The sequence below is a fragment of the Nonomuraea sp. WAC 01424 genome (assembly GCF_003947315.1).
GTDB lineage: Bacteria > Actinomycetota > Actinomycetes > Streptosporangiales > Streptosporangiaceae > Nonomuraea > Nonomuraea spiralis.
Map to the genome: position 1 here is coordinate 247,750 of NZ_QHHZ01000010.1, position 26,922 is coordinate 274,671.

Here is a 26,922-nt window from a genome sequence, read left to right on the forward strand (position 1 = left end):
GACATCTCCCTGGGCAGGCGGCACGGTGCGACCTTCAGCGTGGCACCCGCGCCCGCGCCGGCCATCTCGCCGTGTGCGCAGTTTCGCCGGGAACGGCCGGCATTCTGGAAGGTGCCCGGCCGCGGGCCCCGGTGTGACGATGGCCGCGTGACGGAGCATCGCCTGTGGGCGCTGGCCCACCTGGGAACCCCGATGGCGATCCGGGTGGCCGCGACGCTGAGGATCGCCGACCGGCTCGCCAAGGCGCCGGCCACCGGCGCCGAACTCGCCCCCGCCGTGGACGCCGACCCCGGTGTCCTGGAGCGCCTCATGCGCTACCTGGCCGCCAGGGGAGTGCTCGCCCGCGACGGCGACGGCAGGTACACCCTGACCGCCCTGGGCGAGGAACTGCGCGACGACCATCCGGCCGGGATGCGCGCCATGCTGGACATCGAGAGCTGGGAAGGGCGGGCCGAGCTGGCCTTCGCCCACCTGCTGGACAGCGTGCGCACCGGCGAGGCCGCCTTCCCCCACCAGTTCGGCCGGTCCTTCTGGGAGGACCTGGCCGCCGAGCCGGCCCGCGCCGCCGCGTTCGACGCGCGCATGGCCGCCGAGGTCCCCGGCCGGGCCCCCGCCATCGTCGCCGGGTACGACTGGGGCGGCCTCGGCCACGTCGTGGACGTCGGCGGCGGCGACGGATCCCTGCTCATCGCCCTGCTCACCGCCCACCCGGGATTGCGCGGCACGGTCGTCGACCAGCCCGCCACCGCGCGCACCGCCGCCGCCGCGCTGGAGGCCGCCGGCCTGTCCGGCCGCGGCGACGCCGTCGGCGGCAGCTTCTTCGACCCGCTGCCCCCGGGCGCCGGCGGCTACCTGCTGTCGTGGATCCTGCACGACTGGAGCGACGACGACGCCACTGTCATCCTGGGCCGCTGCGCCGAGGCGGCCGGGCCGGGCGGCTCGGTGTTCGTGGTGGAGGACTTCGGCCCCGACGGCGAGTCGCCGCGTACCGGGATGGACCTGCGCATGCTCGTCTACTACGGCGGCCGCGAGCGCGCCGTCGCCGACCTGCGCGCCCTGGCCGGACGCTGCGGCCTGGAGGTCGCCTCGGTGCACCCGGCGGGCGCGCTGCGGATCGTCCGGCTGGTGGTGACCCCGTGACGCCCGCCGAGATCGTCGCCGCCCTGGTCGCCCCCGAGGGCCGCCGCGACCCCTACCCCCTGTACGAGCTGCTGCGCGAGCACGGCCCCGTGGTGCCGGTACGCCCCGGCCTCACCGTCGCCGTCGGGTACGCCGAGATCAACCGCGCGCTGCGCGACAACCGGCTCCGCGTCCAGGACGCCGCCGGCTACGACCACATCTATCCCGCCTGGCGCTCGCACTCCTCGCTGCGCGGCTACACCGACTCCATGCTGTACCGCAACCCGCCCGGCCACACCCAGACCCGGCGCCTGGTCAGCAGCGGCTTCACCCCCGCCCGCGTGGCCGGCATGCAGGTGTCGGTCGAGCGGATGGTCCACCGGCTGCTGGACCGGCTGGACGACCTGGGCGCGGGCGGCACGCCCGTCGACTACGTCGCCGAGTTCGCCTCCCGGCTGCCGATCGCGGTCATCAGCGCGCTCATCGGCGTGGCCGAGAACGACCAGAAGTGGTTCCGCCAGGTGGCCTCCGACCTGACGATCGCCCTGGAGGGCATCACCAACGTCAAGCGGCTCGGCATCGCCGACAGGGCCATGGACGAGCTGGCCGGCTACTTCGGCGAGCTGATCGACGACCGCCGCCGCCACCCGGCCGACGACATGCTCACCGCCCTCGTACGGGCCCACGACGACGGCACCCGGCTCAGCCACGACGAGCTGGTCGGCAACCTGATGTTGCTGCTGACCGCCGGGTTCGAGACGACGAGCTTCCTGCTCGGCCACGGCCAGCGCCGGGCCTTCGAGCATCCGGGCCTGGCCGCGCGGCTGCGCGACGAGCCGGGGTTCGCGACCGCGTACGTGGAGGAGGTCCTGCGGTTCGAGGCGCCCGTACAGGCGACCAGCAGGTGGGCCGAGGCCGCGACGGACATCTCGGGCATCCCCGTGCCCGGCGGGACGAAGGTCGTCCTCATGCTCGCGGCCGGCAACCGGGACCCGATCCGCTTCCCCGACCCGGCGCGCTTCGACCCCGACCGGCCGGACGTGCAGCCGCTCAGCTTCGGCGCCGGGCCGCACTTCTGCCTGGGGGCGCCGCTGTCGCGCATGGAGGCGCGCATCGCGCTGCCCCTGCTCCTGCGCCGCTTCCCGGCCCTGGCCGCCGCCGAGCCCCCTGACCACCGGGACCGCTGGGTCGGCCGCGGCCTGCGCCGCTTCCTGATCACAGTCTCCTGACCGGCTCCTGACCCCCGGCGCGCGGAAAGGGCCTCCTCCGACCGGAGGGGGCCCTGTTCTTGCGCCGGAAGGCCGGGCGTCAGGCCACGGAGACCGCGCGGCGGCGGGACTGCCAGGCCTCGTGGGCGCCGCGGACCTTGGCCCACAACGTCTCCCGTTCGGCCTCGTTGACGTCGTCGAGCCGCAGGCCGAACACCTCCTCCAGCGCCCCGAACCACTCCTGCCGGGTGGCCAGCTCCCGCTCGGTCCTGCCGTCTTCGCTCACCCGGCGCAGCATGCAGCCCACCAGGCAGTCGGCCCCGGTCGCGTCGCGCCGCAACACGACCGCCGCCCGTACCAGGCGTGACTCGGGCGAGGTGCACAGGTACGGATGCCACTCCACGAAGTCGCCGGGCGCGGCGGGCGCCGGCTCGACGTCCAGACCGGCGATCGACCCGCGCGGATCGTGGTCGAACCGCCAGCCGCCCGGCTCCACCTCCGAGCCGGACAACCGGAACTCGAACGGCCCCTGCCGATGGACGCCCGGCCGCAGCGGCAGCGGCTCGTGCAGCCCGTCCCCGAGCCCGATGTCCACCAGCCAGTCCTGCCCGTCGAGCGCGACGGTGAGCGCGAGGTGCGGGGCGAACGACGCCGGCGAGGCGGGCGCCCGTACGGCGGCCTGCACCCCGGCGCGGTGCCAGGTGACGTCGTAGCCGAGCGCGGTCAGCAGCGTGGCGAACGCCCCGTTGAGCTGCACGCAGTAGCCGCCGCGCCCGCGCAGCACCCGCTCGACCGACTCGCGCGGGTCCACGGTGGTCCGCCGGCCGAGCTGCACCTCCAGCGTCTCGTACGGCACCCGTTCCACGTGCGCGCGGTGCAGCGCGCGCAGCGCCGGGAGCGACGGCTCACCGGGGTCGCCGACACCGAGCCGGTCGAGGTAGGCGTTCAGGTCACGGTCACGGGTTCGCGGCATGGGCCGGCCCTCCCTTCGATGGCTGCGTCCATCGTGGTCCGCCGCGCGGGCGGCCCGCACCTCGCGGATTGCTCGGCGGGTCCGTACGGCGCAATCCACGAGATGCGGCGGCGCGCGGCCGCGACCGACGATGACCACGATGACACTGCCCTGAGCGGTTCACCGGGAGGAGACGACCAGATGCGCAACCAGACTGTCGCACCGGAGCGGGTGAGCACCCGTTGGGAGGATCACCTGCCCGACCTGCTGGACAAGCTGGGATTGCCGGCCGAAGGGGCGGTCCAGGTGGGCGCGCACCGAGGTCAGGAGGTGGAGGCCCTCACCAGGTGCGGCTTCCGCCGCCTGGTCATGATGGAGCCCAACGGCGACCACCTGCCCGCGCTGCGCGAGCAGCTCCGGCTGCACCACCTGTCCGCCGGGCTGCCCGAGCCCGAGCACGGCCATCCCGCCCGCGAGGTCGTGGCGGCCTGCGCCGGCGTCGAACGCGGGCAGGCCACACTCAACGTCACCCCCTACGACAAGCAGTCCAGCATGCTGCCCCCGCTGCTGCCCATGGCCGTCGTCCGCCAGGACGTCGTCCCGGTGATCCCCGTCAGCGAGGTGCAGCACGGCTGCAACGTGCTGATCGTGGACGCCCAGGGCGCCGAGCTGGAGGTGCTGGCCGGCACCGACCTGGACCGGCTGCGGCTGGCCGTGATCGAGGGCAGCGCCACGGCCCGCTACAGCGGCGGCTCGACGCTGGACAGCATCGCCGAGTACATGACGGCCCACGGCTGGCGCGAGGTGGCCGCCTGGCCGCACCTGCGTCCCGGCGTCGTGGACGTCGCCTGGCTGGCCCCCTGGCCCACCCCGTTCTGATGCGCCGCCCCTCGGCCGGGAGCCTTGAGTGCGAGCGCCGCGGCGCGGTGGCCGTCCTGCGGCTCAACCGGCCCCACGTGCGCAACGCGCTCGGGTCCGGGCTGGTCGCGGAGCTCGGCGGCACGCTGGCCGCGCTGGACGACGACCCCGAGGTGCGCGCGGCCGTGCTGACCGGCGCGCCTCCGGGGTTCTGCGCGGGATCGGACCTGAAGGAGCTGTCCGGGATGACCCGGGAGGGCATGGTGCGGCACGAGGCCGACACCGGCCGCATGGCCAGGGGCGTCCAGCACCTCGGCCTCCCCGTGGTGGCCGCCGTCGAGGGCTTCGCGCTCGGCGGCGGCTTCCTGCTGGCCACCGGCTGCGACGTCGTCGTCACCGCCGAGGACGCCCGCTGGCACCTGCCGGAGGTCCGGCTCGGCTGGGTGCCGCCGTGGGGCATCCAGAGCCTGGCCGCCCGGGTCGGGCCCGTGGCCGCGCGGCGGCTGGTCTGGGGCGAGCGCCCGCTGACCGGCCGCGAGCTGCACGGGCTCGGCGGCGCCGACGAGCTGACCGGGCCGGGGGAGGCCCTGGACGGCGCGCTGGAGGTGGCGGCCAGGCTCGCCGCGCTGCCCCCGCACGCGGTCGCCTCCGCCAAACGCGCGCTGACCGACGCCGTCAACGGGCCCGCCGAGACGCTCGACGCGCGTACGGGCTGGATGTTCGGCGCCGACTGCGCCTCCACCGCGGCCCGCGAGAGCCTGGCCCGCTTCGGGGCCCGGTCATGAGCGGCGGGCCCGGCCGGTCGCACGGCGCAAACGGGCACGGCGCAAACGGGCACGGCCGTGCGGGGAAGGTGTGCGGGGCGGCCGAGGCCGTCGCGCTCATCGCCGACCACCAGGCCGTGGCCAGCACCGGCGTCATCGGCTGGCTCACCCCCGACGCCGTGCTGGCCGCGCTCGGCGAGCGCTTCGCCACGACCGGCGCGCCGCGCGAGCTGACCTTCTACTTCCCCTGCGCCACGGGCGACGCCGTCGGCATCGGCGGCATGGACCACGTGGCCAGGAAGGGCCTGATGCGCCGCATCGTGTCCGGCTCGTTCATCAACCCCCGCCACCCCGTGACCGGCGCCCGTCCCGCCCTGACCGAGCTGATCCAGAACGACCTCGTCGAGGCGTACAACTGGCCGATGGGCGCCGCCATGCACTGGCTGCGCGAGGTGGCCAGGCGCGGACCCGGCTACCTGACGCGGGTCGGCCTCGGCACGTACGCCGACCCCAGGCACGGCGGCGGCAGGTTCACCGGCCTGGCCCAGGACGACCTGGTGGAGCTGGTCGAGCTGCGCGGCGAGGAGTACCTGTTCTACCCGTCCTGGCCGCTGCACGCCGGCCTGGTCCGGGCGAGCTCCGCCGACCCCGACGGCAACCTGTCCTTCGAGGACCAGCCGCTGTTCTCCAGCGCGCTGGCGATCGCCCTGGCGGTGAAGGCGTGCGGCGGGACGGTGATCGCGCAGGTGTCGCGGGTCGTGCCCGCCGGGACGCTGCCCGCCCGCGAGATGCGTGTCCCCGGGGCGCTCGTCGACCGGGTCGTCGTGGTCCCGGACGCCCCCATGACCACCGGCGTACGGCACGACCCCGGCTATCTCGGGCACGTCCCCGACGTCGTCGCGCGCGTGCCCCGGCTGCCGTCCGGCCCGGACAAGGTGATCGCCCGCCGCGTCGCCAGGGAGGTCCGGCCGGGCGAGACCTCGATCTTCGGGTTCGGCGCCTCCTCCGACGCCGTCCTGGCCATGGCCGAGGACGGCCTGCTGGACGAAGGCCGCCTGGCCGACCACCTGTTCACCACCGAGCACGGCTCCTTCGGCGGCATCGTGATGAGCGGCTGGCAGTTCTCGGCCAACTACTCGCCGAGGGCGCTGCTCGACGGGCCCTCGCAGTTCGACTTCATCGACGGCGGCGGTTGCCCGTTCGCCGCGCTCGCCTTCGCCCAGATCGACGCCGACGGCAACGTGAACGTCAGCCGGTTCGGCGCCGCCAACCCCGGCGCCGGCGGGTTCGTGGACATCGCCCACAACGCCAGGCGCCTGGTGTTCGCCGGCACGCTGACCACCGACGGGCTCCGGGTGGACTGCGGCGACGGAGGGCTGCGGATCCTGGCCGAGGGGCGGGTGCGCAAGCTCGTGCCGCGGGCCGGTCACGTCACGTACCGGCTGGGGGAGGGGGTGCGGCGCGGGCAGTGGGCCAGGATCGTCACCGAGCGCGCGGTCCTCGACGTCACCTCCGACGGACTGGAGCTCGTGGAGCTCGCGGACGGGGTGGACCTGCGCCGCGACGTGCTCGACCAGATCGGCTTCCCGGTCCGGGTCTCCCCGTCGCTCGTCCCCATGGACCCCGCCCTCTTCCTCCCCTGACCGCCCTCGTCCACCGCCGCCGGGCCACCCGTGATCGGGCGGCCCGGTTCGCGTCCGTCCCCCCTCATGCCGCGCGGCCCAGCCCGGGTTCGTCCCGCCTCATGCCGCGCGGGTCCGCGCGGCCGCGCGGCTCGTGGGGCTCAGGGCGCGGATCTCCTCGGCCAGGTGGTCCATGGCCGCGCCGAGCTGCGCGTCCGACAGGTACGGCGCCGGCCCGAGCCGCAGGTGGTCGCCCCGGCTGTCGGCCTGCACCCCCTGAGCCGCCAGCCCCGCCCGCAACCGCCCCGCGTACGGCGAGCGCAGCGCGAGGAACCCGCCGAACTCCTCAGGGGCGGCGTCCCGGTCACGGCTGATCACGTGCTCGGGCGCGTCGATCGCGTCGAAGCGCGCCGCCAGCAGCCCCCGCTGCCGCAGCGACACCGCCCGCAACACCGGCGGCGTCAGCCCTTGCCCGGCGAAGAAGTCGAACACCCGGGCCGCCCGGTAGTGGCTCACCGGATCGTAGGTCGCCCCCGCGAACCGGGCCGCCCCCACCGGGTAGCCGACCCGCCCGGCCGCCCGCGGATCGTCGGCCAGCTCGGCGAACTCCGCGTACCAGCCGGTCACCACCGGCCGCAGCCGGTCGGCGTGCGCCGGCAGCCGCAACACGCAGTTGCCCTCCCCGAGCTGGAGGTACTTGTACCCGCCCCCCACCACCCAGGCCGAGTCGATGCCCGCGGTCGAGAACGGCACCACCCCCAGCGCGTGGTAGGCGTCCACCAGCAGCTCCACGCCCCGGCGGCGGCACGCCGCGGCGAGCGCGTCCAGCCCCGGCACGATCCTGGACGTCTCGAACAACACCGCCGAGACCAGCACCGCGGCCGTACGGTCGCAGGCGGCCTCCGCCAGCCGCACGGCCAGCGTGCCCGCGGGTTCCGGCGGGACCACGACCACCTCCACGCCCTCCTCGGCCACGCGGGCGAGCTGCCGCCGCAGCGTGTGGAACTCGCCGCCGGAGGTGACCAGCCGGGGCCGGCCGCGCAGGTCCAGCGCCGACAGGAAACGCAGCACCAGCTCGTGCGTGCTGGACCCGAGGGCCAGCTCGGCGTACGGGTCGCCGAGGAAGAGCCGGAACCCCTCCCTGACCCGGTCGGCCTGCTTGAAGGCAGCGGCCCACTTGTCGTCCACGTCCCTGGCGGCATCGGCGAAGGCCTCGATCTGCCCGTCCAGCGCCGCGTCCGGCCAGGCCTGGTGGGAGTGACCGGTGAGCAGCAGCCGGTCCGCCGCCCGGAAGGCCGCGTAGTGGGGCGCCAGCCGCGCCGAGAGGTCGTTCACGCCCGGCTCCTGACCGCCCACAGGTCGGGGAAGGACGGCGCCAGCGAGGCGCGCAGGTACTCCCCGCCGCTGGAGCCGCCGGTGCCCGGACGGGCGCCGATGGTGCGTTCGACCATCTTCAGGTGCCGGTAGCGCCACTCCTGCATACACTCGTCCAGGTCCACCAGCCGCTCGCAGAGCTGCGCCGCGCCGGTGTCGTCGGTGTAGACGCGCAGCAGCAGGTCCTGAAGGGCCTCCGACGGCTCCAGCGGCAGCCGTACGTCGCGGTGCAGCCGGTCCTGCGGGACCTCGTAGCCGCGCAGGTAGAGGTAGGTGAGCAGCGAGTCGTACAGGGTGGGCCTGGACATCGCGGCCTCGATCCGGCCGCGCGCCGGGGTGCCCTCCTGCTGGCCGAGCAGCATGCGCTCGTCCCGCCGGCCCATGACGGCCTCGATCTCGCGGAACTGCGCCGACTGGAAGCCGCTGCTGGTGCCCAGCTTGCCGCGGAAGGTGGCGAACTGGAACGGCGTCATGGTCTCCATGACGTCCATCTGGGACACCGCGAGTCTCATCAGCTTCAACGACCGGTGCAAAGTCCGCATGGCGTGCGCGGTGAATCCGCCGGCGAGTTCGAGTTGCAGCTCGGCGAATTCGTGCAGCAGTTGTTTGAACCACAGTTCGTACACCTGGTGGACGATGATGAACAGGGTCTCGTCATGGCTCTCGGAAACCGGCCGCTGCGCCTGAAGAATCTCCTCCAGCGCCAGGTACGACGAATACGTAAGAACGGTGTCTTCTCTCATGGCCTCAACGATGCGCGCCCGCCGGAACGCGGACCAGGCCATTCCCGGGCAGCTACCTGCCCCGCCGGGACCGCTTCCTGCAATTCCGGAGAAAGGCATTCCGGAAGATGTGGAAACGCCCGTCCATCGGCCCGCGCGATTCAGCACGACACGAGATGCGGCCGCCCGCGACCGCGCGTGACGATGGCGCCGAGGGGGCGCCGAGCCCCATCAGCGAGCGAACTGCGAGGAAACATGCCATGACCTCACCGGAGATCATCAAGAGGGGCGGCGACGGTAAAAGGGCCCCTCGGCTCGACGGGCTGCGCGGATATCTGGCGCTGGGCGTGATCGTCGTGCACGTGGCCTTCGCCGCCGGCGTCATCGGCTTCTACGACAAACCGGCCGTCGGCATCTGGCCCGTGCTCATCCAGGGTCTCAACGTGCTGCTGCCGCCCTTTTTCGTGATGTCCGGCCTGCTGCTGTACCGGCCGTTCGCCAGGGCCACGATCGTCGGCACGCCGCGCCCGGAGATCAAGGGCTACCTGATCAAGCGCATGCTGCGGATCCTGCCCGCGTACTGGCTGGTGGCCGTGGCGGCGCTGCTGCTGCTCAACCTCAAGAGCGTGGACGGCCCCTGGTACGTCCTCAGCCCCCTGCTGCTCACGCACTACTACGTGCCGGGCCCGGAGGCGGGCTACGCCGGCCTCGAGCCCACCTGGACCGTCCCCGCCGAGGTCACCTTCTACCTGGCGCTGCCGATCCTGGCCTGGATCTTCGACCGGTACGCCAGGAAGGGCGCCGACCCCGGCGCGAAGGCCCGCCGCCTGCTGGTCCCGCTGGGCGTCTTCGTGCTCGTCGGCCTGGCCTGGACCGCGTACACGCACCTGGAGTCGATGGGCCCGTTCCCGTACGAGTACTTCTGGGTGATCGGCTTCACCGGCTTCCTGGCCATCGGCATGGGCCTGGCGATCCTGTCGGCGTACGCGGAGGCCAAGGACACCACGCCGGCCTTCTACCGCCTGGTGGCCCGACGGCCGCTGCTGTTCTGGCTCGGCGCGGCCGTCGTGTACGTGATCAACTGCATCCGGCCGTTCGGCAAGCCCGGCATGGCCGACTACGCCACGGTGCCCGAGGCCATGGCCGAGATGGTGTTGTTCCTGATCTTCGCGCTGCTGGTCATCGCGCCGGTGGTGGTGCCCGGGGTGCACTCGAAGGTCATCGACGCGGTGCTCACCAACCGCCCGATGCGCTTCTTCGGCCGCATCTCCTACGGCGTCTACCTGTGGCACTTCATCCTGCAGTACCTGTGGCTGCAGAACGGCAGCATCTTCGGCGCGGCGCCGGTGCCGATGCCGGTGGTGATGGGCAAGTCCGGCTTCTGGGAGCTGCTGGCGGTCGTGCTCGTGGGCACGGTGGCCGTGGCGACGGTCAGCTACTACCTGGTCGAGCTGCCCGCGATGCGGCTGCGTGAGCGCCTGGTCGCCCGCCGTCCCGCCGTCCCGCACGAGCAGACCCCCGAAACCCCCCGCGTCCCGGTCTGACCCCGCCCCGCCGTCGTCCGCACGACCTGCGGCGGGCGGGGGGAGCGAGGCCCCGGAAGGCCGACAGCCGGCGCGTCCCGTGGACGCGCCGGCTGTCCCCGTCGGCTGGTACGCGGTCAGCCCGCGCGGGTCATGGTGGCCTCGTAGCCGCCCCCCGGCCACTCCCAGCGGCCGCTGATGGTCCGGCCGTCCTCGCTGAGGGCGCCGCTGAACCCGGCCGGCGACCCCTCCGCGCCGAACCAGATGTTGAGGTCGCGCCCGTCGAGCTTCCACACGTACGTGAAGGAGTTGCCGGTGCTGTCGAAGTAGTGCGACCGCAGCGTCCCGCTCTCGGGGTCGTGGCCGATGTACTCCACGCCGTTCATCGTGGCGCCGCCGTGGTCCATCTCGACGCGCTGGACGAGGAAGAAGCCGCCGTCCATCCACTCGAAGGCGAGCCGTCCGCCGGTCGCCTCGCCGGTGCCGAAGTCCTTGCCCGTCATCTCCCAGGTCCCGACCAGCGGTTGCAGGGTCTGGAGCGAGGGGTCGGGGGTGGGGAGCAGGTTCTGCGGGTTGGCGGTCTCTGTCATGTTCCCTCCACGGATGTGAGACAGGTCGATGCCCGGTACGCGGGTCGCGTACCGGGCGAAGGGGAGATCACTTGGCGCCGAAGAACGCCTTGACGCGGGACCAGCGGCCCCAGACGACCAGGGCCAGGACCACCAGCAGGACGGCCTCGATCACGGGCACGCCGCCCAGGGCGATCGCGTTGGTCCCGGCCGCGCCGATCAGCAGGCCGATCAGCGCGAGCGCGGCCACACCGCTCAGGCGCGGGATCAGTAACCCGATCGCGCCGGCGACCTCCAGGACGCCGACCGCGAACCGGAACCACTGGCCGGCGCCGATGGTCTCGAACATCTCGACCATGGTGGGGTCTCCGGCGAGCTTGAGCACGCCGCCCAGGCCGATCTGGAACGCCAGAAGGACCTGGGCGACCCAGAGTGCGATGTTGACGCCGCGACCGGTGGACCGGCCGACGGCGGTGGTGCTGTTCGTGGTGCTCATGCAGTCCCTCCTTGGGAGCTAGCTGACGATCTCCATCTGGCCCATCATCCCGATGGCCGAGTGCTCCAACATGTGACAGTGATAGACGTATCGCCCCAGGTAGTCGGCGAAGTTGGCCTGGAAGCGCACGGTCTCGCCCGGCTGGATGAGCACCGTGTCCTTCCAGCCCGCCTCACCGGGCAGCGGGGCCTTGCCGTCCCGGTCCAGGATCCTGAACTGGGCCAGGTGGGTGTGGAAGTTGTGCGGGACGCCGAAGCCCGACCCGCCGACGTTCGTGTCGGAGTTGGTGACCTCCCAGATCTCGCTGGATCCGCGCCTGACCTGCATGTCGACCCGGTTGGGGTCGAACGCCTGGTTGTTGATCAGGGCCTGGATGTTGACCGGGTCCAGGCTGAGGGTGAGCTGCCTGGTCTGCGTGGCCGCGGCCAGCGGGACCTTGGCGCGCAGCCGGTCGGGCACGCGGCTGCGGTCGAGGGCCCGGCGCTCGACGTCGAACCGGAGCACGGGCCCGCTCACGTCCTCCAGCGTCACCTGCGTGCCCAGCGGGTACGCGCCGAAGTCGATCACGACCTCGGCCCGCTCGCCCGAGGAGAGCACCAGCTTGCTCGTCGGCACCGGCGCCGGCAGCAGCCCGCAGTCGGTGGCGATCTGCGTCATCTGGGCGCCGTTGCCCAGGGACAGCTCGAAGATCCGGTGCGCGGAGCCGTTGAGCAGGCGCAGCCGGTACTTGCGGGCCGCGACCTTGAAGTAGGGCTGGGACTTGCCGTTGGCCATGAGCGTCGGCCGGTTGTAGGGGTCGGCCGGGTCGAAGACGAGCCCGCCCTGGTCGTCGAAGAGCACGTCGCGCAGCAGGATCGGCACGTCGTAGGCCCCGGACGGCAGGCCGAGCTGCTGCTCGTCGGTGCCCTCGACCAGGTAGAAGCCGTGCATGCCGCGGTAGACGTGCTCGGCCTCCATGTGGTGGGTGTGGTCGTGGTACCACAGGGTCGCGCCGGCCTGGTTGTTCGGGTAGTCGTAGGTCTTCGACTTGCCGTTGGCGATCAGGTCCATCGGGTAGCCGTCGCTGGCGGCCGGCACGCGGCCGCCGTGCAGGTGCACGTTCGCCTCGTGGCCGAGCTTGTTGTCGAAGGTGACCAGTGCCCGGCGGCCCTGGCGGACGCGGATGGTGGGGGCGGTGAACTGGCCGCCGTACGTCAGCACGGGGGTGCTCACCCCCGGCAGGATCTCGGTGGTCGACGGCTGGATGGACAGCCGGTAGAAGTCGATGCCGGGCAGCGTGGCCACGGGGGCCAGCACCGGCGGCAGCGGCATCGCGACGCTGAACGGCGCCACGCCGGCGCCGGTACGGACCGCGGGGACGCGGCCGCCGTGGTCGTGCATGCGCATCATGTTCTGCGCCTGCGCCTGCTGCTCCGGCTCGCCCAACAGCCCCCGGGTCACCGGGGCCAGCGCGGCGCCTCCTGCCAGGCCACCGAGAACGATCAAACGCCGTCGGCTCAACATAGGGGGAACTCCCATCGGATTTCGGAGTCGCCATGTCCGAGCGTGGCATCGCCCGCCGGCACGGTCTTCTTCTGAATTGCTCACTTCACGGCCGGATGCCGTGGGAGCCGCCGCCGGGAGGCGGCGGTCGTTCAGCCCACGGACAGGCGCTGTGGGGTGCGCCCGCCCAGGCAGTCGGCGTTGTAGGCGTCGAGCAGGCCCTGCGCCCGCCGCGACGCCTCGGCGAAGCAGTCGTCGGGGTCGGCGCCGTCCAGCACCCGGGCCATGGCCCCGGTCATCAGGTCCTGGATCCCGGCGAAGTCCCCGAGTATCGCGCCCAGCGCCGCCGGGGAGCCGTCGGCCGCGCGGAGCTGGGCGGTCGCGGCCCGGTGCACCGGGTGCCGGTCGAACCAGCCCTCGCCCTCCAGCAGCCCGGCCGCGGCCCGGGTGACCGGCAGGAAGCCGGCGGCCCGGTGCCACTGCGCCGCGTTGCCCGCGCTGAGCAGGTGCTGGACGAACGCCAGCGCGCCGTCCCGCCGCTCCGCGGGCAGCCCGTCGGTCAGCCAGAGCGCCTGGCCGGAGACCAGGTGCCCGGCGCGGGGCAGGCTCTCGTTGTGCGGCAGCGGGCTCGCCGTCACCTCGAACCCGGCCGCCCGCCCGTGCTCGGCGATCATGCCGGCCACGACGGACGACACGATCGTGAACGCCACCCGCTGCTCGCCGAAGGCCCCCAGCGAGGGACCCCAGTCGCCGGGCTCGCCCGCGCGCAGGTAGTGGCCCTCGGCGTGCAGGCGGCGCCACCAGGTGACGTAGGCCAGCAGCTCCTTGGAGGCGAGGTCGACCCGTCCGGCCCGCCCGGAGCGGCCGTTGTCGTGGTCGGCCAGCAGCCCGCCCTGCCCGGCGACGGCCTGCTGGAACAGCCAGCCGTGGTTGGCCCAGGAGACGCCGTGCGGCGGGCCGCCGGGCAGCGCCCGTACGGCGGCGCAGGCGCGCTCCAGCTCCTCCCAGGTGGCCGGCGGCGCGTCGATCCCGGCCGCGCGGAGCAGGGTGGCGTTGCTGAGCAACACCGCCGTGGTCGCCGTCGCGGGCGCGGCGACCAGTTCGCCCCGGTAGGTGTAGTGGCCGCGTACGGCCGGTTCGAGGTCGGCGAGCACGACCGGCTCACCGAGGATCTCCGCGCGGCCCCCGACGGCGCGCTCGATCGGGACGAACAGCGGCGCGCCGGAGCGCGACCGGGTGTCGAGCGCCAGCCGGGTGGCGGTGGCGTAGTACTCCGCCAGGTCCGGCGGCTCGCCGCGGCCGGCCGCGCGGGGCAGGTCGGCGGGCAGCTCGCGGAAACCGTGTCCGGTGAGCTCGATGCGGAGGCCGGGGTGCGCGGCCTCGAAGTCGTCGGCCATCCTCCTGATCGGGCCCAGGTAGTCCGGCAGGGGATGCTCGGCGATCCAGACGCTGATGACCGTTCTCATTCGCCTCATGATGAACGCGGCCACCCCGCCGCACATCTTGTGAAATGCGGTGTTTCGTGAGCTCAGACAGCAATTCAAAGGATGTGGGCGCCGCGACGTGAATGTGACCCTGACTCCGAGTCGCAGAGCGGCGAAACGGAGGAACACGGTGATCAACACTCATGACGAGTTCGACGTTGTCGTGATCGGCGGAGGCCCTGGCGGCTCGGGTACGGCGGGACTGCTGGCCCAGCGCGGACACCGGGTGCTGGTGCTGGAACGGGAGAAGTTCCCGCGCTACCACATCGGCGAGTCGCTGATCACAGGATCGATGCCCACGCTGGAGGAACTGGGGCTGAAGGACAGGCTCGACCAGATGGGGTTCGTCAAGAAGTACGGCGGCACCCTGCTGTGGGGCAAGAACCAGGGCACCTGGGACTTCCGCTTCGCCGAGGCGTCCAACTACGAGTACGCCTACCAGGTCCGCCGGGCCGACTTCGACTCCCTCCTGCTGGCCAGGGCCAGGGAGCTGGGCGCGACGGTGTTCGAGGAGGCCACGGTCAAGGACCTGGAGTTCGAGGGCGAGCGCGTCACCGGCGTCACGTACACGGTGAAGGGCGACGCCGAGCCGCGCACCGCCCGCTGCCGCCTGCTGATCGACGCCACCGGGCAGCAGCACCTGCTGGCCCGCCGCTTCGACCTCATCGAGTACCACGACGACCTGCGCAACATCGCGGTCTGGTCGTACTGGCAGGGCTGCAAGCGCTACGGCGGCACCCGCTTCGGCGACACCGTCACCGAGAACCGCCCCGCGGGCTGGTTCTGGTTCATCCCCCTGCACGACGGCACGGTGAGCGTCGGCTACGTGACCCCCATCGACGAGTACAAGAAGTCCGGCAAGAGCCTGGAGGACCTGTACGCCTCCGAGCTGGCCGCCGCCGAGGAGGTCAGGGCCCTGACCGAGGGCGCGACCCGGGTCAGCGGCTTCCGCAGCATCCGCGACTGGTCCTACACCTGCACCAAGTTCCACGGCCCCGGCTGGGCCCTGGTGGGCGACGCGGCGGCCTTCATCGACCCGCTGCTGTCCACCGGCGTCGGCCTGGCGCTGCGCGGCGCGCACGGGCTGGCCGGCGCGGCGGACGAGATCCTGAACGACCCGGCCTCCGAGGAGGCGGTGCTGGCGCGCTACGAGAAGGACTACCGCGAGTTCCTGGACTCCCTGCTGGACTTCGTGCGCTTCTTCTACGACCGCACCAAGCACAAGGAGGAGTACTGGGACCGGGCCCAGAAGACGCTCGACCCGACCAAGCTCCGCCCCCGGAAGATCGACTTCGCGACGATGCTCTCCGGGGTCTCCGGCATCCACGCCATCTTCCACGACGACTGAGGAACCTGCTGATGTCGCCTACAACTGTGCACGGACACGTCGCCGAGCAGGCCAGGCGCACGCCCGACGCGGTCGCGGTGTCGGCGGGCCCGGTGCGGCTGACCTACCGCGAGCTCGACGAGCGGGCCAACCGCCTCGCCCACCGCCTGCGCGGGCTCGGCGTCGGCCCCGAGACCCCGGTCGCGGTCCTGATGGAACGCTCGGCCGAGCTGGTCGTCGCGCTCCTCGCGATCCTCAAGGCGGGCGGCTGTTACCTGCCCGTCCACAGCGCCTACCCGGCCGACCGCCGGCAGTGGATCGTCGACTCCTCCGGGACGCCCGTCCTGGTCGCCGACCGTACCAAGGCCGGCGAGGGCCTGCCGTCGGCCCCGGCGGTCGTGCTCGCCGACGACCCGGCCGACGCCCTGGCCGCCGAGCCCGCCACCGCCCCCGAGGACACCACCGGGCCCGGCGACCTGGCCTACGTCATCTACACCTCGGGCTCGACCGGACACCCCAAGGGCGTGGCGGTCACCCACTGGGACGTGCTCGGCCTGGCCCTCGACCCCTGCTGGGACACCGGCGCCCACGAGCGCGTGCTCATGGTCGCGCCGTACGCGTTCAACGTCTCGACGTACGAGCTGTGGGTGCCGCTGCTGCACGGCGGCCGGATCGTCGTGGCGCCGCCCGGCGAGCCGGACCTCGACACCCTGCGCCGGCTGATCCGCGAGGAGGAGATCACCGGCCTGCACCTGACCGCCGGGCTCTTCCGCGTCGTGGCCGAGGAGGGGGCCGACTGCCTCGCCGGGGTCCGCGAGGTGCTCACCGGCGGCGACGTGATCGTCCCGGCCGCGGTCCGCCAGGTGCTGGCCGCCTGCCCGGACACGACCGTGCGGGCCATGTACGGCGCCACCGAGGTGACCCTGTTCTCCACCCACTCGCCCATGACCGCCGGGCACGAGCTGGGGACGGTCGTCCCGGTCGGCCGGGCCATGCGGGACGTGCGGCTCTACGTGCTCGACGACCGCCTGAGCCCCGTCCCCGGCGACCTGGAGGGCGAGCTGTACATCGCGGGCAGGGGAGTGGCCCGGGGCTACTTCGGCCGCCCCGACCTGACCGCCGAGCGGTTCGTCGCCGACCCGTTCGGGGAGCCCGGCGAGCGCATGTACCGGACCGGCGACCTGGTCCGGCGCAACGACGACGGGCAGATCGAGTTCATCGGGCGGGCCGGCGACCAGGTCAAGATCCTGGGCTTCCGGGTGGAGCTCGGCGAGGTGGAGGCCGTCCTGGGCGCCTATCCCGGGCTGGCGCACGTCGCCGTCGTGGCCGGGCAGTCGGCGCAGGGCGACAGACGCCTGGTCGCCTACGTCGTGCCCGCCGGGGACGCCCCCGACCCGGCCGCGCTGCGCGCCCACGTCAAGACGTCGGTGCCGGACTACATGGTGCCCACCGCGTTCGTCGTGCTGGACGCGCTGCCGCTGACCGCCAACGGCAAGGTGGACCGCGCGGCCCTGCCCGACCCCGACACCGAGCCGGGCTCGGCCTACCGCGCGCCGCTCAACCCGCGCCAGGAGGTCCTGTGCACGGTGTTCGCCGAGGTGTTCGGCGTCGAGCGGGTCGGCATCGACGACAGCATCTTCGACCTGGACGTCCAGTCGCTGCTGGCGATGCGGCTGGTCAGCCGCATCCGCGCGGCGCTCGGCGTGAACCTGACCATCCGCGACCTGTTCGACGCGGCGAGCGTGGCCGGCCTGGACGAGTGGCTAGAGGCCGGCGCGCGCACCCAGTGAGAGGGACCAGATGAGCAACCCATTCGACGACCGGGAGGCGGCCTTCCGCGTGCTGGTCAACCAGGAGAACCAGCACTGCCTGTGGCCCGCCTTCGCCGACGTGCCCGCCGGGTGGGCGGTCGCCCACGGCCCCACCGTACGCGACGCCTGCGTCGAGTACGTCAACGCCAACTGGACGGACCTGCGCCCGCGCGCGCACGCCGCCCGTACGGACGCCGGATAGCCATGGCCACCACGACGATCTTCAACGACCTGCGCCTGGACCATCTCGGCTTCTACGTCGGCGACCTGGAGGCCGAGTCCGCCCGGCTGGGCGCCACCCTGGGCCTGGCCCCGTACGCCGCGGCCGGGGACGCCCTGTCCCGCTCGGTCGCGCTGGGCGTGAACCGGATCAGGCTCGTGCTCACCCAGCCGCTCGCCGCCGCCCACCCCGGCGCCGGGTACCTCGACCGGCACGGCGACGGCGTGGCCGACGTCGCGCTGGGTGTGCCCGACGCCGCGGCCGCCTACCACGAGGCGGTACGGCGCGGCGCCCGCCCGTTCGCCGCCCCGGCCGAGCGCGACGGCATCGTCACGGCCGCGATATACGGCTTCGGCGACGTGCTGCACACGTTCGTGCAACGCCCCGCCGGAGCCGGCGAGCGCACGCTGCCCGGCTTCCTCGGCGACACGCGACAACAGGCCGGGGCCGACCTCGGGCTGCTGGAGGTGGACCACCTGGCCGTGTGCGTCCCGGCCGGGGAGCTCGACGCCACCGTCGCGTTCTACCGGCGGGTGCTCGGCTTCGAGCTCACCTTCGCCGAACGCATCGCCGTCGGCTCGCAGGCCATGACCACCAAGGTCGTCCGCAGCCACGGCGGCGAGGTGACGTTCACGCTGATCGAGCCGGACGTCACCAGGACGCCCGGCCACATCGACGAGTTCCTGCGCGACCACGGCGGCGCGGGCGTGCAGCACCTGGCGCTGGCCGCCGCCGACATCGTGGCCGCCGTGGAGGCGACCGCCGCCCGCGGGGTGGAGTTCCTGACCGCCCCCGACGTCTACTACAGCCTGCTCGCCGAACGGGTACGGCCGGTGAAGTACCGGCTGGAGGACCTCGGACGGCTCAACATCCTCGTCGACGAGGACCACGACGGGCAGCTCTACCAGATCTTCGCCCGCTCGACCCACCCCCGCGACACCTTCTTCTTCGAACTCATCGAACGACTGGGCGCCCGCTCCTTCGGCGGCGGCAACATCAGCGCCCTCTACCGGGCCGTGGAGCTCCAGCGCAGCGGCCGACGCGATGCCCGCACGGAGGCGGCAGCATGACCATTTCCCCGCCGGCGATCCGGTACCCCCTGTCCTACACGCAGCACTTCCTTCGCCTGTTCGACCAGGGCGACGCTCAGGGGCCCTTCAGCGCCCGCTACAACATCGTCGTCGGCTGGCGCCTGCGCGGCCGCATCGACGTCGACACCCTCCAGCTCGCCATGGACGACGTGGCCGACCGGCACGACGCCCTGAACATGACGATCACCCGAGGGGAGGGGGAGGCGTACCAGGTGCGGCAGCCGTCCGAGCCGGCCCGGCTGCTCGTGGTCGACCTGCCGGCCGCCGCCCCCGAGGAGCGCGCGCTGCGGGCCGAGGAACTGCTCACCGAGGTCGAGGCCGGCTCCTACAGCCTTCAGGAGCTGCCGCACCTGCGCGCCATCCTCGGCCGTTTCGACGACGAGGACGCCGTGCTCGCGCTCATCGTGCACCACACCGCGGGCGACGGCTGGTCCATGCAGCTGCTCATCCGCGACATCGTCACCCGCTACGCCGAGCGCCGCGGGCACACCGTCCCGCCGCTGCCGCAGCCGCGCCCCTACCACGAGTACGCCTCCTGGCAGCAGGAGGCCGCGAGCAGCACGGAGACCGAGGCCGCCCGCGACTTCTGGCGCGACCGGCTGGGCGGCGCGCGCATGCTGGCCGTGCCCACCGACCACGCCAGGTCGGCCGGGCTGGCCAAGGTCTGCCCGGTCCACCGGTTCTCCCTGCCCAAGGACGTCTCCACACGGGTGATCAGCTACGCCAGGACGATGCGCAGCTCGCCGTTCATGGTGCTGCTGGCCGCCTACAACGTGTTGCTGGGCCGGATCACCGGCGCCACCGACCTGGTCATCCCGGTGATCAGCTCGGGCCGCGGGCAGCCGGAGTTCCAGGAGACCGTGGGGCCGTTCTTCAACTTCCTGCCGCTGCGTACCGACCTGGCCGGCTGCGCCACCTTCCGTGAGGCGGTCGAGCGGTCCAGGAAGACCTGCATGGACTCCTACGCCGCCGAGATCCCGTTCCTGCAGATCGTGGCCGAGGCACCCGAGCTGATGGCCGACGCCGCGCTGGAGAGCAAGGCGCTGTGCGCCCTCCAGGTCTGGCAGTTCGCCACCGGCCTGGACGGCGAGCGCGTCGGCGACCTGGAGATCGCCGAGGTGCGCGAACGCCTGCTGGACCAGCCGAACGGCACCGACATCCCCGACGGCGCGCTGCTCACCTTCGACATCGCGCCCTCCGGCGAGATCTTCGGCAACTTCGCCTACAACAGCAACCTGTTCCTGGAGAGCTCGATCGCGACGATGGTGGCCGACTTCAGCGAGATCCTGCGCGCCGGCCTCGCCGCCCCCGACTCCCCCCTGGAGTGATCGCCATGCGCGTGATGTTCACCGTCTTCCCCGCGACGGCGCACTTCCTGCCGATCGTGCCCTACGCCTGGGCGTTGCAGGCGGCCGGGCACCAGGTGGTGGTGGCGGCCCCGCCGGGCGTCGACACCGGGGTCTCGGTGCCCGACTTCCACCGGTCGGTGAACGCGGCCGGGCTCACCGCGGTCTCCTGCGGCGCGCCCGAGCCGCTGTCGGTGCACGACCGCGGCTACCCCGGGTTCGCCGGCCTGATCCCCACGATCGAGGAGTCGGAGCGCCTGGTCACCGCGCTCGGCATCACCGAGGCGGAACGTCCGCCATGGGATGTCTTCTACCACTTCGCGCTGCTGACCATGCGCAACTACCACCCGCCGGTGCCGCGCCAGGACGTCCGGGCCGTCGTCGAGTTCGCCCGCGAGTGGCGGCCCGACCTCGTGCTGTGGGACCCCTGGTTCCCGTGCGGCGCGGTCGCGGCCCGGGTCAGCGGCGCCGCCCACGCCCGTACGCTGCTGGCCCCCGACTACACCGCCTGGGCTACGGAGAAGTTCGCCGGCAGCGGCGAGGAGAACCCCATGACCGGCGTCATCGGCCCGCTGGCCGACAGGTACGGCGTCACGGTCGACGACAACCTGCTGCTCGGCGACTGGACGGTGGACCCGTTCCCGCCCGGGATGAGCCTGCCCACCGGCGTCCGCCGCCTGCCCGTCCGGTACGTGCCCTACACCGGGGCGAGCGTCGTGCCCGAGTGGCTGCGGAAACCGCCGGGCCGGCCGCGGGTGGCGATCTCGCTCGGCGTGTCGATGCGCTCGTTCTTCAAGGGCGACTGGGGGCGTACCGCCAAGCTGATGGAGGCCGTGGCCGGCCTGGACATCGAGGTCGTCGCCACCCTGGACGCCAACCAGCTCCTCGACCTGGACGGCCCGCTGCCCGACAACGTGCGCGTGTTCGACTACGTGCCGCTCGACCAGCTCCTGCCGACCTGCTCGGCGATCATCCACCACGGCTCGATCGGCACCTTCGTGGCCGCCTCGGCCATGAACGTCCCGCAGCTCGTCTGCGACACCGACGAGCACAACCGGCTCGTCGGCACCCCCGTCGAGGACGGCATCGACTGGCAGCTCCAGTGCCAGAAGCAGCTCACCTCGACCCGCACCTCCCGGTACGTCACCACGCGCGGCGCCGGCGTGCGGATCAACCACCAGACGCAGTCCGCGGCCGAGATCCGCGACGAGCTGCTGCGCGTGCTGAAGGACCCCTCGTACACCAAGGGCGCGGCCTCCATCCACGAGGAATGGCTGGCCACGCCGAGCCCGACCGACATCGTCGCGGAGCTGGAGCGGCTGACCGCCGCCGCCCGGTAGCCGTCGACCCCTCAGACAGGAGGCGGACAAGTTGCGGATCCTGGTCACCGGCGGCGCCGGTTTCATCGGCTCGGAGTTCGTCAGAGCCACGCTGCGGGACTCGCCGGGCACGCGGGTCACCGTCCTGGACAAGCTCACCTATTCCGGCAACCTGGAGAACCTCGACCCGGTGGCCGGCCACCCGGGGCTGCGCTTCGTGCAGGGCGACACCGCCGACCCGCTCGTGGCCGACGAGGTGGTGGCAGGGCAGGACGTGATCGTGCACTTCGCCGCCGAGACGCACGTCGACCGGTCGATCGTCAGCGCCACCGGCTTCGTGCGCTCCAACGTCCTCGGCACCCAGACCCTGCTGGAGGCGGCCCTGCGGGACGTGGTCGGCCGGTTCGTGCACGTCTCCACCGACGAGGTGTACGGCTCCATCAGCGAGGGCTCGTGGACCGAGGAGACGCCGCTCGCGCCGAACGTGCCGTACGCGGCCTCCAAGGCCGGCTCGGACCTGCTCGCGCTGGCCTTCCACCGCACGCTCGGCCTGGACGTCGTGATCACCCGGTGCACCAACAACTACGGCCACTACCAGTTCCCCGAGAAGGTCATCCCGCTGTTCGTGACCAACCTGCTCGAAGGCCGCCGCGTCCCCCTGTACGGCGACGGCGGCAACCGGCGCGACTGGCTGCACGTCTCCGACCACTGCCGGGCCATCCGCATGGTCCTCGACCGCGGGCGGGCCGGCGAGGTCTACCACATCGGCGGCGGCAGCGAGCTGAGCAACCTGGAGCTGACCGCCCGCCTCCTGGAGGCGTGCGGGGCGGGCTGGGACCAGGTCGAGCACGTCCCCGACCGGCCCGGGCACGACCTGCGCTACTCCCTCGACATCTCCAAGATCGAGCGGGAGCTGGGCTACGCGCCGTCCGTCGACTTCGAGACCGGCCTGGCCGCGACCGTCGCCTGGTACCGGGACAACCGGTCGTGGTGGGAACCGCTCAAGCACCGCGAGCTCGCCGTGGCCGCCCACTGAAGATCATGAGGAGAGACCATGCAGGACATTGTCCGACGTCTTGACACGTGCCGGGTCTGCGGGCGCGACGACTGGCTGGAGGTCACCTCCTTCGGGTCGGTGCCGCTCGCCAACGGCTTCCTCGACCCCGCCGACCTGCCGGCCGAGGAGCCCGCCTACCCCGTGGACGTGATCGTGTGCCGCGGCTGCCGGCTGATGGCCGTCCGGCACGTGATCCGGCCCGACGTGCTGTTCCGCCACTATGTGTACGTCACCTCCGAGTCCGACCAGATGACCGGCCACATGCGGCGCATCGTCGGCTGGTGCACCCGCCGGGCCGCGCTGGCGCCCGGCGAGCTGGTCGTCGAGCTGGGCAGCAACATCGGCCTGCAGCTCGGGCTCTTCCAGGAGCAGGGGCAGCGCGTCGTCGGCGTGGACCCGGCCGAGAACCTGGCCGCGATCGCCAACGCCCGCGGCGTGCGCACCCTGCCCGAGTTCTTCGGCGGCGACCAGGGCCGCCGCATCCACGCCGAGCAGGGCGAGGCCAAGCTGGTGCTCGGCCGCCAGTGCTTCGCCCACATCGACGACGTGCACAACGTGCTCGACGGCGCCACCGCCGTACTGGCTCCCGACGGGCTGGTCGCGATCGAGGTCCCGTACCTGCTGGACCTGCTGGAGGAGAACCAGTTCGACACGATCTACCACGAGCACCTGTCGTACTACTCGGTCACCACGCTCGGCCACCTGTTCCAGCGGCACGGCCTGCGCATCGTGGACGTCGAGCGGGCGGCCGTGCACGGCGGCTCGATCGTCGTCTTCGCCGCCAGGGAAGGATCGGACCACCCCACCCGCCCCTCCGTGGGCCAGCTCCTGTCGCTGGAGCGGCAGCGCGGCCTCGACACCGACGCCGCCTACCTGGAGTTCGCCGAACGCGCCCACCAGGTGATCACCGAGATCGGCGACCTCGTGCGCGACCTGGCCGCCCGCGGCCTGACCGTCGCCGGGTACGGCGCGCCCTCCAAGGGCACCACCCTGCTGCAGTTCTGCGGGCTCGGCCCCGCCGAGGTGCGCTTCTGCAGCGACACCACCAGCCTCAAGCACGGCAGGCTGCTGCCCGGCACACGCATCCCGTGCTGCTCGCCGGAGCAGGCCCGTGCCCAGGAGCCCGACTACTACCTGCTGCTCGCCTGGAACTACGCCGAGGAGATCATCGGCAAGGAACGGGACTTCCTGAGCCGCGGCGGCCGATTCATCATCCCCATCCCCCAGCCGAGGGTCGTGACGGCCGAGCCCGTCCCGGCGGTGGCCTGAAGGAGATCTGCATGGAATACGGATCCGACCACGCCGAGTACTACGACCGCGTCTTCCGCAGCCGCGGCAAGAGCTTCGAGGGCGAGGCCCGGGAGCTGGCGAACATCGTCAAGGACCGGGCGCCCGAGGCGGCCTCGCTCCTGGACGTGGCCTGCGGCACCGGCGCCCACCTGGAGACGTTCGCCCAGATCTTCGAGCACGTCGAAGGGGTCGAGCTGTCGCCGGACATGCGTGAGGTGGCCGCCCGGCGGCTGCCGGGCGTGCCGCTGCACCCCGGTGACATGCGCGACTTCGACCTCGGACGCACCTTCGACGCCGTGACCTGCATGGGCAACGCCGTCGGCGAGCTGGGCTCCTACGACGAGCTGGTCGAGGCCGTCGGCAGCATGGCGGCCCACCTGGCGCCCGACGGCGTCCTCGTCGTCGAGCCCTGGTACTTCCCCGAGAACTTCCTCGACGGGCACGTCGGCGGCCACACGCTGGCCGAGGACGGGCTCGTCATCTCCCGCATGACGCACTCGCGCAGGGAGGGCGACAAGAGCCGGCTGGAGGTGCGGTTCAGGGTCGCCGACTCCGCCGGGTTCAAGGAGTTCTCCGAGGTGCTCTACTCCAGCCTGTTCACCTGTGACCAGTACCTGGAGGCGTTCGCGAAGGCCGGCTGCCGGGCCGAGTTCAGGCCCGCGTTCAAGCTGGCCGACGGCCGGCCCAACAGCCCCGGGCTGTTCGTCGGCGTACGTGAGGAGGGACCCGGCGATGGCCTTCGCTGAGCCGCTCGTCGTCGGGCGGCCGAACGCCGGGGAACGGGCCCGCCTGCTGGACCGGCTGGGCGGGGTGCTCGACCGGCTCTGGCTGACCAACAACGGCCCGCTGGTGCGCGAGTTCGAGGCGCGCCTGGCCGACCTGACCGGCGCCCGGCACGCCGTGGCCACCTGCAACGCCACCACCGGCATCCAGATCGCGGCCAGGGCCGCCGGGCTGCCGGACGGCGACGAGGTGATCGTCCCCTCCTTCACGTGGGTGGCGACCGCCCACGCGCTGGAGTGGATCGGCATCGTCCCGGTCTTCTGCGACTCCGACGAGATCACCGGCAACGCCGACCCCGAGCACGTCGAACGACTGATCGGCCCCAGGACCCGGGGCATACTCGGCGTGCACGTCTTCGGCTACCCGTGCGACATCGACGCGCTGACCGGCCTGGCCCGCGAGCACGGGCTCGTCCTGATGTTCGACGCCGCGCACGCGCTCGGCTGCACCTACCGGGGCAGGCCGATCGGCGCGTTCGGCGACGCCGAGATCTTCAGCTTCCACGCCACCAAGTTCGTCAACAGCGTCGAGGGCGGCGCGATCGTCACCGACGACGACGCCCTGGCCGCGCGGGTCAGGGAGCTGCGCAACCAGGGCATCGACGCGGCCGGGCAGATCTCCGGGGCCGGGACGGTGGCCCGGATGAGCGAGTTCCACGCGGCTATGGGGCTGACCTCGCTGGAGGCCATCGACACGATCGTCGAGGCCAACCGGCGCAACCAGCGGGTCTACGAGGAACTGCTCGACGGGCTGCCGGGCGTCGTCGTACGCGGCCAGGCGCCCGGCGAGCAGGCCAACTTCCAGTACCTCGTCATCGAGGTGGACGCGGACGTGGCCGGGGCGTCCCGGGACGACGTGCTGGAGGCGCTGCTGGCCGAGAACGTGCACGCGCGCCGGTACTTCTCGCCCATCTGCCACCAGGTGGAGCCGTACCGGTCCGACCCGGCCCGGCACTTCCCGCTGCCCCTGCCACGGGCGGAGGGGCTGGCCGCCCGCGTCCTGTCCCTGCCGACCGGGCCCACGGTGGACGCGGCCCAGATCGCCGGCATCTGCCGCACCGTCCGCGCGACCGTACGGCCGGCCGACCGCAGGCTCGTCGCCTGACACCCGACAGAACAAGGGGCGCCTCCGACCCCGGAGGCGCCCCGCCGTACGCTCAGCGCCCGGCCGGCTGGTCCGTGGTGGAGGCGGCGTCCGGGGAGGGGGTGACGCGGTTGCGTACGACCAGGCCGAAGAGGGCGACCAGCAGGCCGCACGCCCCCGCCAGCGCGAACGGCGCCGCCGGGCGCCACAGGTCGTAGAGCCAGCCGCCGACCCCGGAGACGACGAAGATGCCGATCGCGCCGCAGAGCGTCTGGACGCCGAAACTGGCCCCCCGGAAGCGGGCCGGCACCTGCTGGGCCAGCAGCGGGCCCGCCGTGGTGATGACGCCGACCTCGCCCAGCCCGACGGCCGCCGCCACCAGCATCATGCCCGGCCCGAGCGGATCGCTGACCAGCAGCGTCGACAGGTACGCGGCGGCGGCCAGCGCCTGGGCCAGGATCACCACGTCCTGCCGCCGCATGCGGTCGCCGAGCCAGCCGAACAGCGGCGCGCCCACCACGATCACCATGTACGCGATGCCCACGATGGCGCCGCTCTTGGCCAGCGCCTCCGTGGCGGACATGCCGCGCACGGCCTTGGCGTAGTCGACGATCCACAACGACAGGAAGCTCGCCACGAGCGCCAGGTCGGCCCTGGCCACGAAGGACGCCGCGTACGACAGCGCCACGCCCGGGTCCCGGGCCAGCCGCACGCCCTCGCCGACCAGCCGGGTCAGCCCGACCCGCTGCTCGACGGGCGCCGCGAGGCCGGGCGCGAGCGTGCCACGCAGGGCCAGCGCGCCCAGCAGCACGAGCCCGGCGACCACCAGGAAACCCACCTTGGCGGCCGTGGCCGGGGCCATGCCGCCGTTCTCCAGCATGTTCGGCAGGCGTACCAGCACCAGGACGGCGATCACCGCGCCGATGCCGCTGAACAGCCCGAGCCAGCCGTACGCCTTGCCGCGCGCGTGGTCGCGCACGTAGTCGGCGGTGATCGCGGACATGGTGACGTTCAGGGCGGCGATGCCGAGGGCGAACACGACCCGCAACACGACCAGGACGGCGACGTTCCCCGCGAACGGGTAGAGCGCGGCGCCGACCGCGCACAGCAGCAGGCCCGCGACGGCGACGGGCCGCCGCCCGACGCGGTCGGCCAGCGCGCCGTACCAGACCAGGCTCAGGATGAGCGCGACCTCCGCCGCGACCTGGAGGTATCCCGTCGTACGGCCCAGCTCGTCGCCGGACAGCCCCAGCGCGTCGGTGAGCAGGTACGGCTGGGCGGCCGGCAGGAAGGTGATGGCCGCCGTGCCCAGGAGCCCCAGACCCATGCACGCCCACAGGTTGGTCCGGCTGATGCCCGTCGAGGCGTCGAGACCTAACATGGCAGAGATCATCCCAACGTTCGCCCTAGATCGTCTAGGTT

24 protein-coding genes are annotated in these 26,922 nt (G+C 72.8%); 16 read left to right on the top strand and 8 right to left on the bottom strand.

Annotated elements, in window-relative coordinates; all coding sequences use genetic code 11:
• Window positions 1-147 precede the first annotated feature (147 nt).
• Window positions 148-1,140 carry a methyltransferase gene (locus DMB42_RS27635; RefSeq protein ID WP_260477988.1) on the top strand — a complete coding sequence of 331 codons (993 nt, stop codon included), beginning with the start codon at window positions 148-150 and terminating at the stop codon, window positions 1,138-1,140.
• Window positions 1,137-2,348: a cytochrome P450 gene (locus tag DMB42_RS27640; RefSeq protein WP_125637944.1), complete on the top strand. Its 1,212-nt coding sequence runs from the start codon at window positions 1,137-1,139 to the stop codon at window positions 2,346-2,348. Before DMB42_RS27635 ends, DMB42_RS27640 begins: the two co-directional genes overlap by 4 nt.
• 79 nt (window positions 2,349-2,427) lie before the next feature.
• Here DMB42_RS27640 and DMB42_RS27645 read toward each other — a convergent pair whose 3' ends face one another.
• Complete coding sequence (locus tag DMB42_RS27645) at window positions 2,428-3,300, bottom strand: arylamine N-acetyltransferase (protein WP_125637945.1); 873 nt, start codon at window positions 3,298-3,300, stop codon at window positions 2,428-2,430.
• Between the two features lie 180 nt (window positions 3,301-3,480).
• Here DMB42_RS27645 and DMB42_RS27650 point away from each other — a divergent pair, with 180 nt between their 5' ends.
• Genes DMB42_RS27650 through DMB42_RS27660 form a run of 3 tightly spaced genes read left to right on the top strand, consistent with a single transcriptional unit; the run spans window position 3,481 to window position 6,544 of the window.
• Complete coding sequence (locus DMB42_RS27650; RefSeq protein WP_185844889.1) at window positions 3,481-4,158, top strand: FkbM family methyltransferase; 678 nt, start codon at window positions 3,481-3,483, stop codon at window positions 4,156-4,158.
• A complete protein-coding gene (locus tag DMB42_RS27655) occupies window positions 4,158-4,922 on the top strand; it encodes an enoyl-CoA hydratase/isomerase family protein (protein ID WP_125637947.1) in 765 nt (254 codons plus the stop codon). The genes DMB42_RS27650 and DMB42_RS27655 overlap by 1 nt, the downstream gene beginning before the upstream one ends.
• Complete coding sequence (locus tag DMB42_RS27660; protein ID WP_125637948.1) at window positions 4,919-6,544, top strand: CoA-transferase; 1,626 nt, start codon at window positions 4,919-4,921, stop codon at window positions 6,542-6,544. Before DMB42_RS27655 ends, DMB42_RS27660 begins: the two co-directional genes overlap by 4 nt.
• 99 nt (window positions 6,545-6,643) lie before the next feature.
• Here the strand turns inward: DMB42_RS27660 and DMB42_RS27665 are convergent, their stop codons facing one another.
• The gene (locus tag DMB42_RS27665) at window positions 6,644-7,858 is read right to left on the bottom strand and encodes an aminotransferase class V-fold PLP-dependent enzyme (RefSeq protein ID WP_221762365.1); all 1,215 of its coding nucleotides are present in this window, start codon (window positions 7,856-7,858) and stop codon (window positions 6,644-6,646) included.
• Window positions 7,855-8,640, bottom strand: coding sequence for a tryptophan 2,3-dioxygenase (locus DMB42_RS27670; RefSeq protein WP_125637949.1), 786 nt, complete (start codon window positions 8,638-8,640; stop codon window positions 7,855-7,857). Before DMB42_RS27670 ends, DMB42_RS27665 begins: the two co-directional genes overlap by 4 nt.
• A gap of 239 nt (window positions 8,641-8,879) precedes the next feature.
• On the opposite strand from DMB42_RS27670, the gene DMB42_RS27675 reads away from it, so the two are divergent.
• Complete coding sequence (locus tag DMB42_RS27675) at window positions 8,880-10,163, top strand: acyltransferase (RefSeq protein ID WP_185844890.1); 1,284 nt, start codon at window positions 8,880-8,882, stop codon at window positions 10,161-10,163.
• A gap of 116 nt (window positions 10,164-10,279) precedes the next feature.
• Here DMB42_RS27675 and DMB42_RS27680 read toward each other — a convergent pair whose 3' ends face one another.
• The 4 genes from DMB42_RS27680 to DMB42_RS27695 form a co-directional block, all read right to left on the bottom strand.
• Window positions 10,280-10,732, bottom strand: a complete 453-nt coding sequence (locus tag DMB42_RS27680) for a DUF1579 family protein (RefSeq protein WP_125637951.1) — start codon at window positions 10,730-10,732, stop codon at window positions 10,280-10,282.
• Between the two features lie 67 nt (window positions 10,733-10,799).
• Complete coding sequence (locus DMB42_RS27685) at window positions 10,800-11,207, bottom strand: DoxX family protein (RefSeq protein WP_125637952.1); 408 nt, start codon at window positions 11,205-11,207, stop codon at window positions 10,800-10,802.
• 18 nt (window positions 11,208-11,225) lie between these two features.
• Window positions 11,226-12,692, bottom strand: a complete 1,467-nt coding sequence (locus DMB42_RS27690) for a multicopper oxidase family protein (RefSeq protein ID WP_260477991.1) — start codon at window positions 12,690-12,692, stop codon at window positions 11,226-11,228.
• Window positions 12,693-12,841: 149 nt separating this feature from the next.
• On the bottom strand, window positions 12,842-14,155 hold the full coding sequence (locus DMB42_RS27695; RefSeq protein ID WP_221762366.1) for an extracellular solute-binding protein: 1,314 nt from the start codon (window positions 14,153-14,155) through the stop codon (window positions 12,842-12,844).
• A 148-nt stretch (window positions 14,156-14,303) separates the two neighbouring features.
• Here DMB42_RS27695 and DMB42_RS27700 point away from each other — a divergent pair, with 148 nt between their 5' ends.
• The 10 genes from DMB42_RS27700 to DMB42_RS27745 are packed head-to-tail and all read left to right on the top strand — an operon-like array spanning window position 14,304 to window position 25,521.
• On the top strand, window positions 14,304-15,521 hold the full coding sequence (locus DMB42_RS27700) for an NAD(P)/FAD-dependent oxidoreductase (protein WP_125637955.1): 1,218 nt from the start codon (window positions 14,304-14,306) through the stop codon (window positions 15,519-15,521).
• A gap of 11 nt (window positions 15,522-15,532) precedes the next feature.
• On the top strand, window positions 15,533-17,290 hold the full coding sequence (locus DMB42_RS27705) for a non-ribosomal peptide synthetase (RefSeq protein WP_125637956.1): 1,758 nt from the start codon (window positions 15,533-15,535) through the stop codon (window positions 17,288-17,290).
• Between the two features lie 10 nt (window positions 17,291-17,300).
• Window positions 17,301-17,513: an MbtH family protein gene (locus DMB42_RS27710; protein WP_125637957.1), complete on the top strand. Its 213-nt coding sequence runs from the start codon at window positions 17,301-17,303 to the stop codon at window positions 17,511-17,513.
• Between the two features lie 2 nt (window positions 17,514-17,515).
• Window positions 17,516-18,601 (top strand): 4-hydroxyphenylpyruvate dioxygenase, encoded by a 1,086-nt coding sequence (gene hppD / locus DMB42_RS27715; RefSeq protein WP_125637958.1) that lies wholly within the window; start codon window positions 17,516-17,518, stop codon window positions 18,599-18,601.
• Window positions 18,598-19,950, top strand: coding sequence for a condensation domain-containing protein (locus DMB42_RS27720; protein WP_125637959.1), 1,353 nt, complete (start codon window positions 18,598-18,600; stop codon window positions 19,948-19,950). Before hppD ends, DMB42_RS27720 begins: the two co-directional genes overlap by 4 nt.
• 5 nt (window positions 19,951-19,955) lie before the next feature.
• Window positions 19,956-21,308, top strand: a complete 1,353-nt coding sequence (locus DMB42_RS27725; protein ID WP_125637960.1) for a nucleotide disphospho-sugar-binding domain-containing protein — start codon at window positions 19,956-19,958, stop codon at window positions 21,306-21,308.
• Between the two features lie 31 nt (window positions 21,309-21,339).
• On the top strand, window positions 21,340-22,323 hold the full coding sequence (rfbB, locus tag DMB42_RS27730; protein WP_125637961.1) for a dTDP-glucose 4,6-dehydratase: 984 nt from the start codon (window positions 21,340-21,342) through the stop codon (window positions 22,321-22,323).
• 18 nt (window positions 22,324-22,341) lie between these two features.
• Complete coding sequence (locus DMB42_RS27735) at window positions 22,342-23,613, top strand: class I SAM-dependent methyltransferase (RefSeq protein WP_125637962.1); 1,272 nt, start codon at window positions 22,342-22,344, stop codon at window positions 23,611-23,613.
• A gap of 11 nt (window positions 23,614-23,624) precedes the next feature.
• On the top strand, window positions 23,625-24,380 hold the full coding sequence (locus DMB42_RS27740) for a bifunctional 2-polyprenyl-6-hydroxyphenol methylase/3-demethylubiquinol 3-O-methyltransferase UbiG (protein WP_125637963.1): 756 nt from the start codon (window positions 23,625-23,627) through the stop codon (window positions 24,378-24,380).
• A complete protein-coding gene (locus DMB42_RS27745) occupies window positions 24,367-25,521 on the top strand; it encodes an aminotransferase class I/II-fold pyridoxal phosphate-dependent enzyme (protein WP_125637964.1) in 1,155 nt (384 codons plus the stop codon). The genes DMB42_RS27740 and DMB42_RS27745 overlap by 14 nt, the downstream gene beginning before the upstream one ends.
• Window positions 25,522-25,573: 52 nt before the next feature.
• On the opposite strand, the gene DMB42_RS27750 is transcribed toward DMB42_RS27745, so the two are convergent.
• Window positions 25,574-26,881: an MFS transporter gene (locus tag DMB42_RS27750; RefSeq protein WP_185844891.1), complete on the bottom strand. Its 1,308-nt coding sequence runs from the start codon at window positions 26,879-26,881 to the stop codon at window positions 25,574-25,576.
• Between the last annotated feature and the right edge of the window lie 41 nt (window positions 26,882-26,922).

What these genes read in the sequence shown, in the direction of transcription:
- DMB42_RS27645 (WP_125637945.1), bottom strand. Translation starts at nt 3,300, where the DNA reads ATGCCGCGAACCCGTGACCGTGACCTGAACGCCTACCTCGACCGGCTC.
- DMB42_RS27650 (WP_185844889.1), top strand. Translation starts at nt 3,481, where the DNA reads ATGCGCAACCAGACTGTCGCACCGGAGCGGGTGAGCACCCGTTGGGAG.
- DMB42_RS27655 (WP_125637947.1), top strand. Translation starts at nt 4,158, where the DNA reads ATGCGCCGCCCCTCGGCCGGGAGCCTTGAGTGCGAGCGCCGCGGCGCG.
- DMB42_RS27660 (WP_125637948.1), top strand. Translation starts at nt 4,919, where the DNA reads ATGAGCGGCGGGCCCGGCCGGTCGCACGGCGCAAACGGGCACGGCGCA.
- DMB42_RS27670 (WP_125637949.1), bottom strand. Translation starts at nt 8,640, where the DNA reads ATGAGAGAAGACACCGTTCTTACGTATTCGTCGTACCTGGCGCTGGAG.
- DMB42_RS27675 (WP_185844890.1), top strand. Translation starts at nt 8,880, where the DNA reads ATGACCTCACCGGAGATCATCAAGAGGGGCGGCGACGGTAAAAGGGCC.
- DMB42_RS27680 (WP_125637951.1), bottom strand. Translation starts at nt 10,732, where the DNA reads ATGACAGAGACCGCCAACCCGCAGAACCTGCTCCCCACCCCCGACCCC.
- DMB42_RS27685 (WP_125637952.1), bottom strand. Translation starts at nt 11,207, where the DNA reads ATGAGCACCACGAACAGCACCACCGCCGTCGGCCGGTCCACCGGTCGC.
- DMB42_RS27695 (WP_221762366.1), bottom strand. Translation starts at nt 14,155, where the DNA reads ATGAGAACGGTCATCAGCGTCTGGATCGCCGAGCATCCCCTGCCGGAC.
- DMB42_RS27705 (WP_125637956.1), top strand. Translation starts at nt 15,533, where the DNA reads ATGTCGCCTACAACTGTGCACGGACACGTCGCCGAGCAGGCCAGGCGC.
- DMB42_RS27710 (WP_125637957.1), top strand. Translation starts at nt 17,301, where the DNA reads ATGAGCAACCCATTCGACGACCGGGAGGCGGCCTTCCGCGTGCTGGTC.
- hppD (WP_125637958.1), top strand. Translation starts at nt 17,516, where the DNA reads ATGGCCACCACGACGATCTTCAACGACCTGCGCCTGGACCATCTCGGC.
- DMB42_RS27720 (WP_125637959.1), top strand. Translation starts at nt 18,598, where the DNA reads ATGACCATTTCCCCGCCGGCGATCCGGTACCCCCTGTCCTACACGCAG.
- DMB42_RS27725 (WP_125637960.1), top strand. Translation starts at nt 19,956, where the DNA reads ATGCGCGTGATGTTCACCGTCTTCCCCGCGACGGCGCACTTCCTGCCG.
- DMB42_RS27735 (WP_125637962.1), top strand. Translation starts at nt 22,342, where the DNA reads ATGCAGGACATTGTCCGACGTCTTGACACGTGCCGGGTCTGCGGGCGC.
- DMB42_RS27740 (WP_125637963.1), top strand. Translation starts at nt 23,625, where the DNA reads ATGGAATACGGATCCGACCACGCCGAGTACTACGACCGCGTCTTCCGC.
- DMB42_RS27745 (WP_125637964.1), top strand. Translation starts at nt 24,367, where the DNA reads ATGGCCTTCGCTGAGCCGCTCGTCGTCGGGCGGCCGAACGCCGGGGAA.
- DMB42_RS27750 (WP_185844891.1), bottom strand. Translation starts at nt 26,881, where the DNA reads ATGTTAGGTCTCGACGCCTCGACGGGCATCAGCCGGACCAACCTGTGG.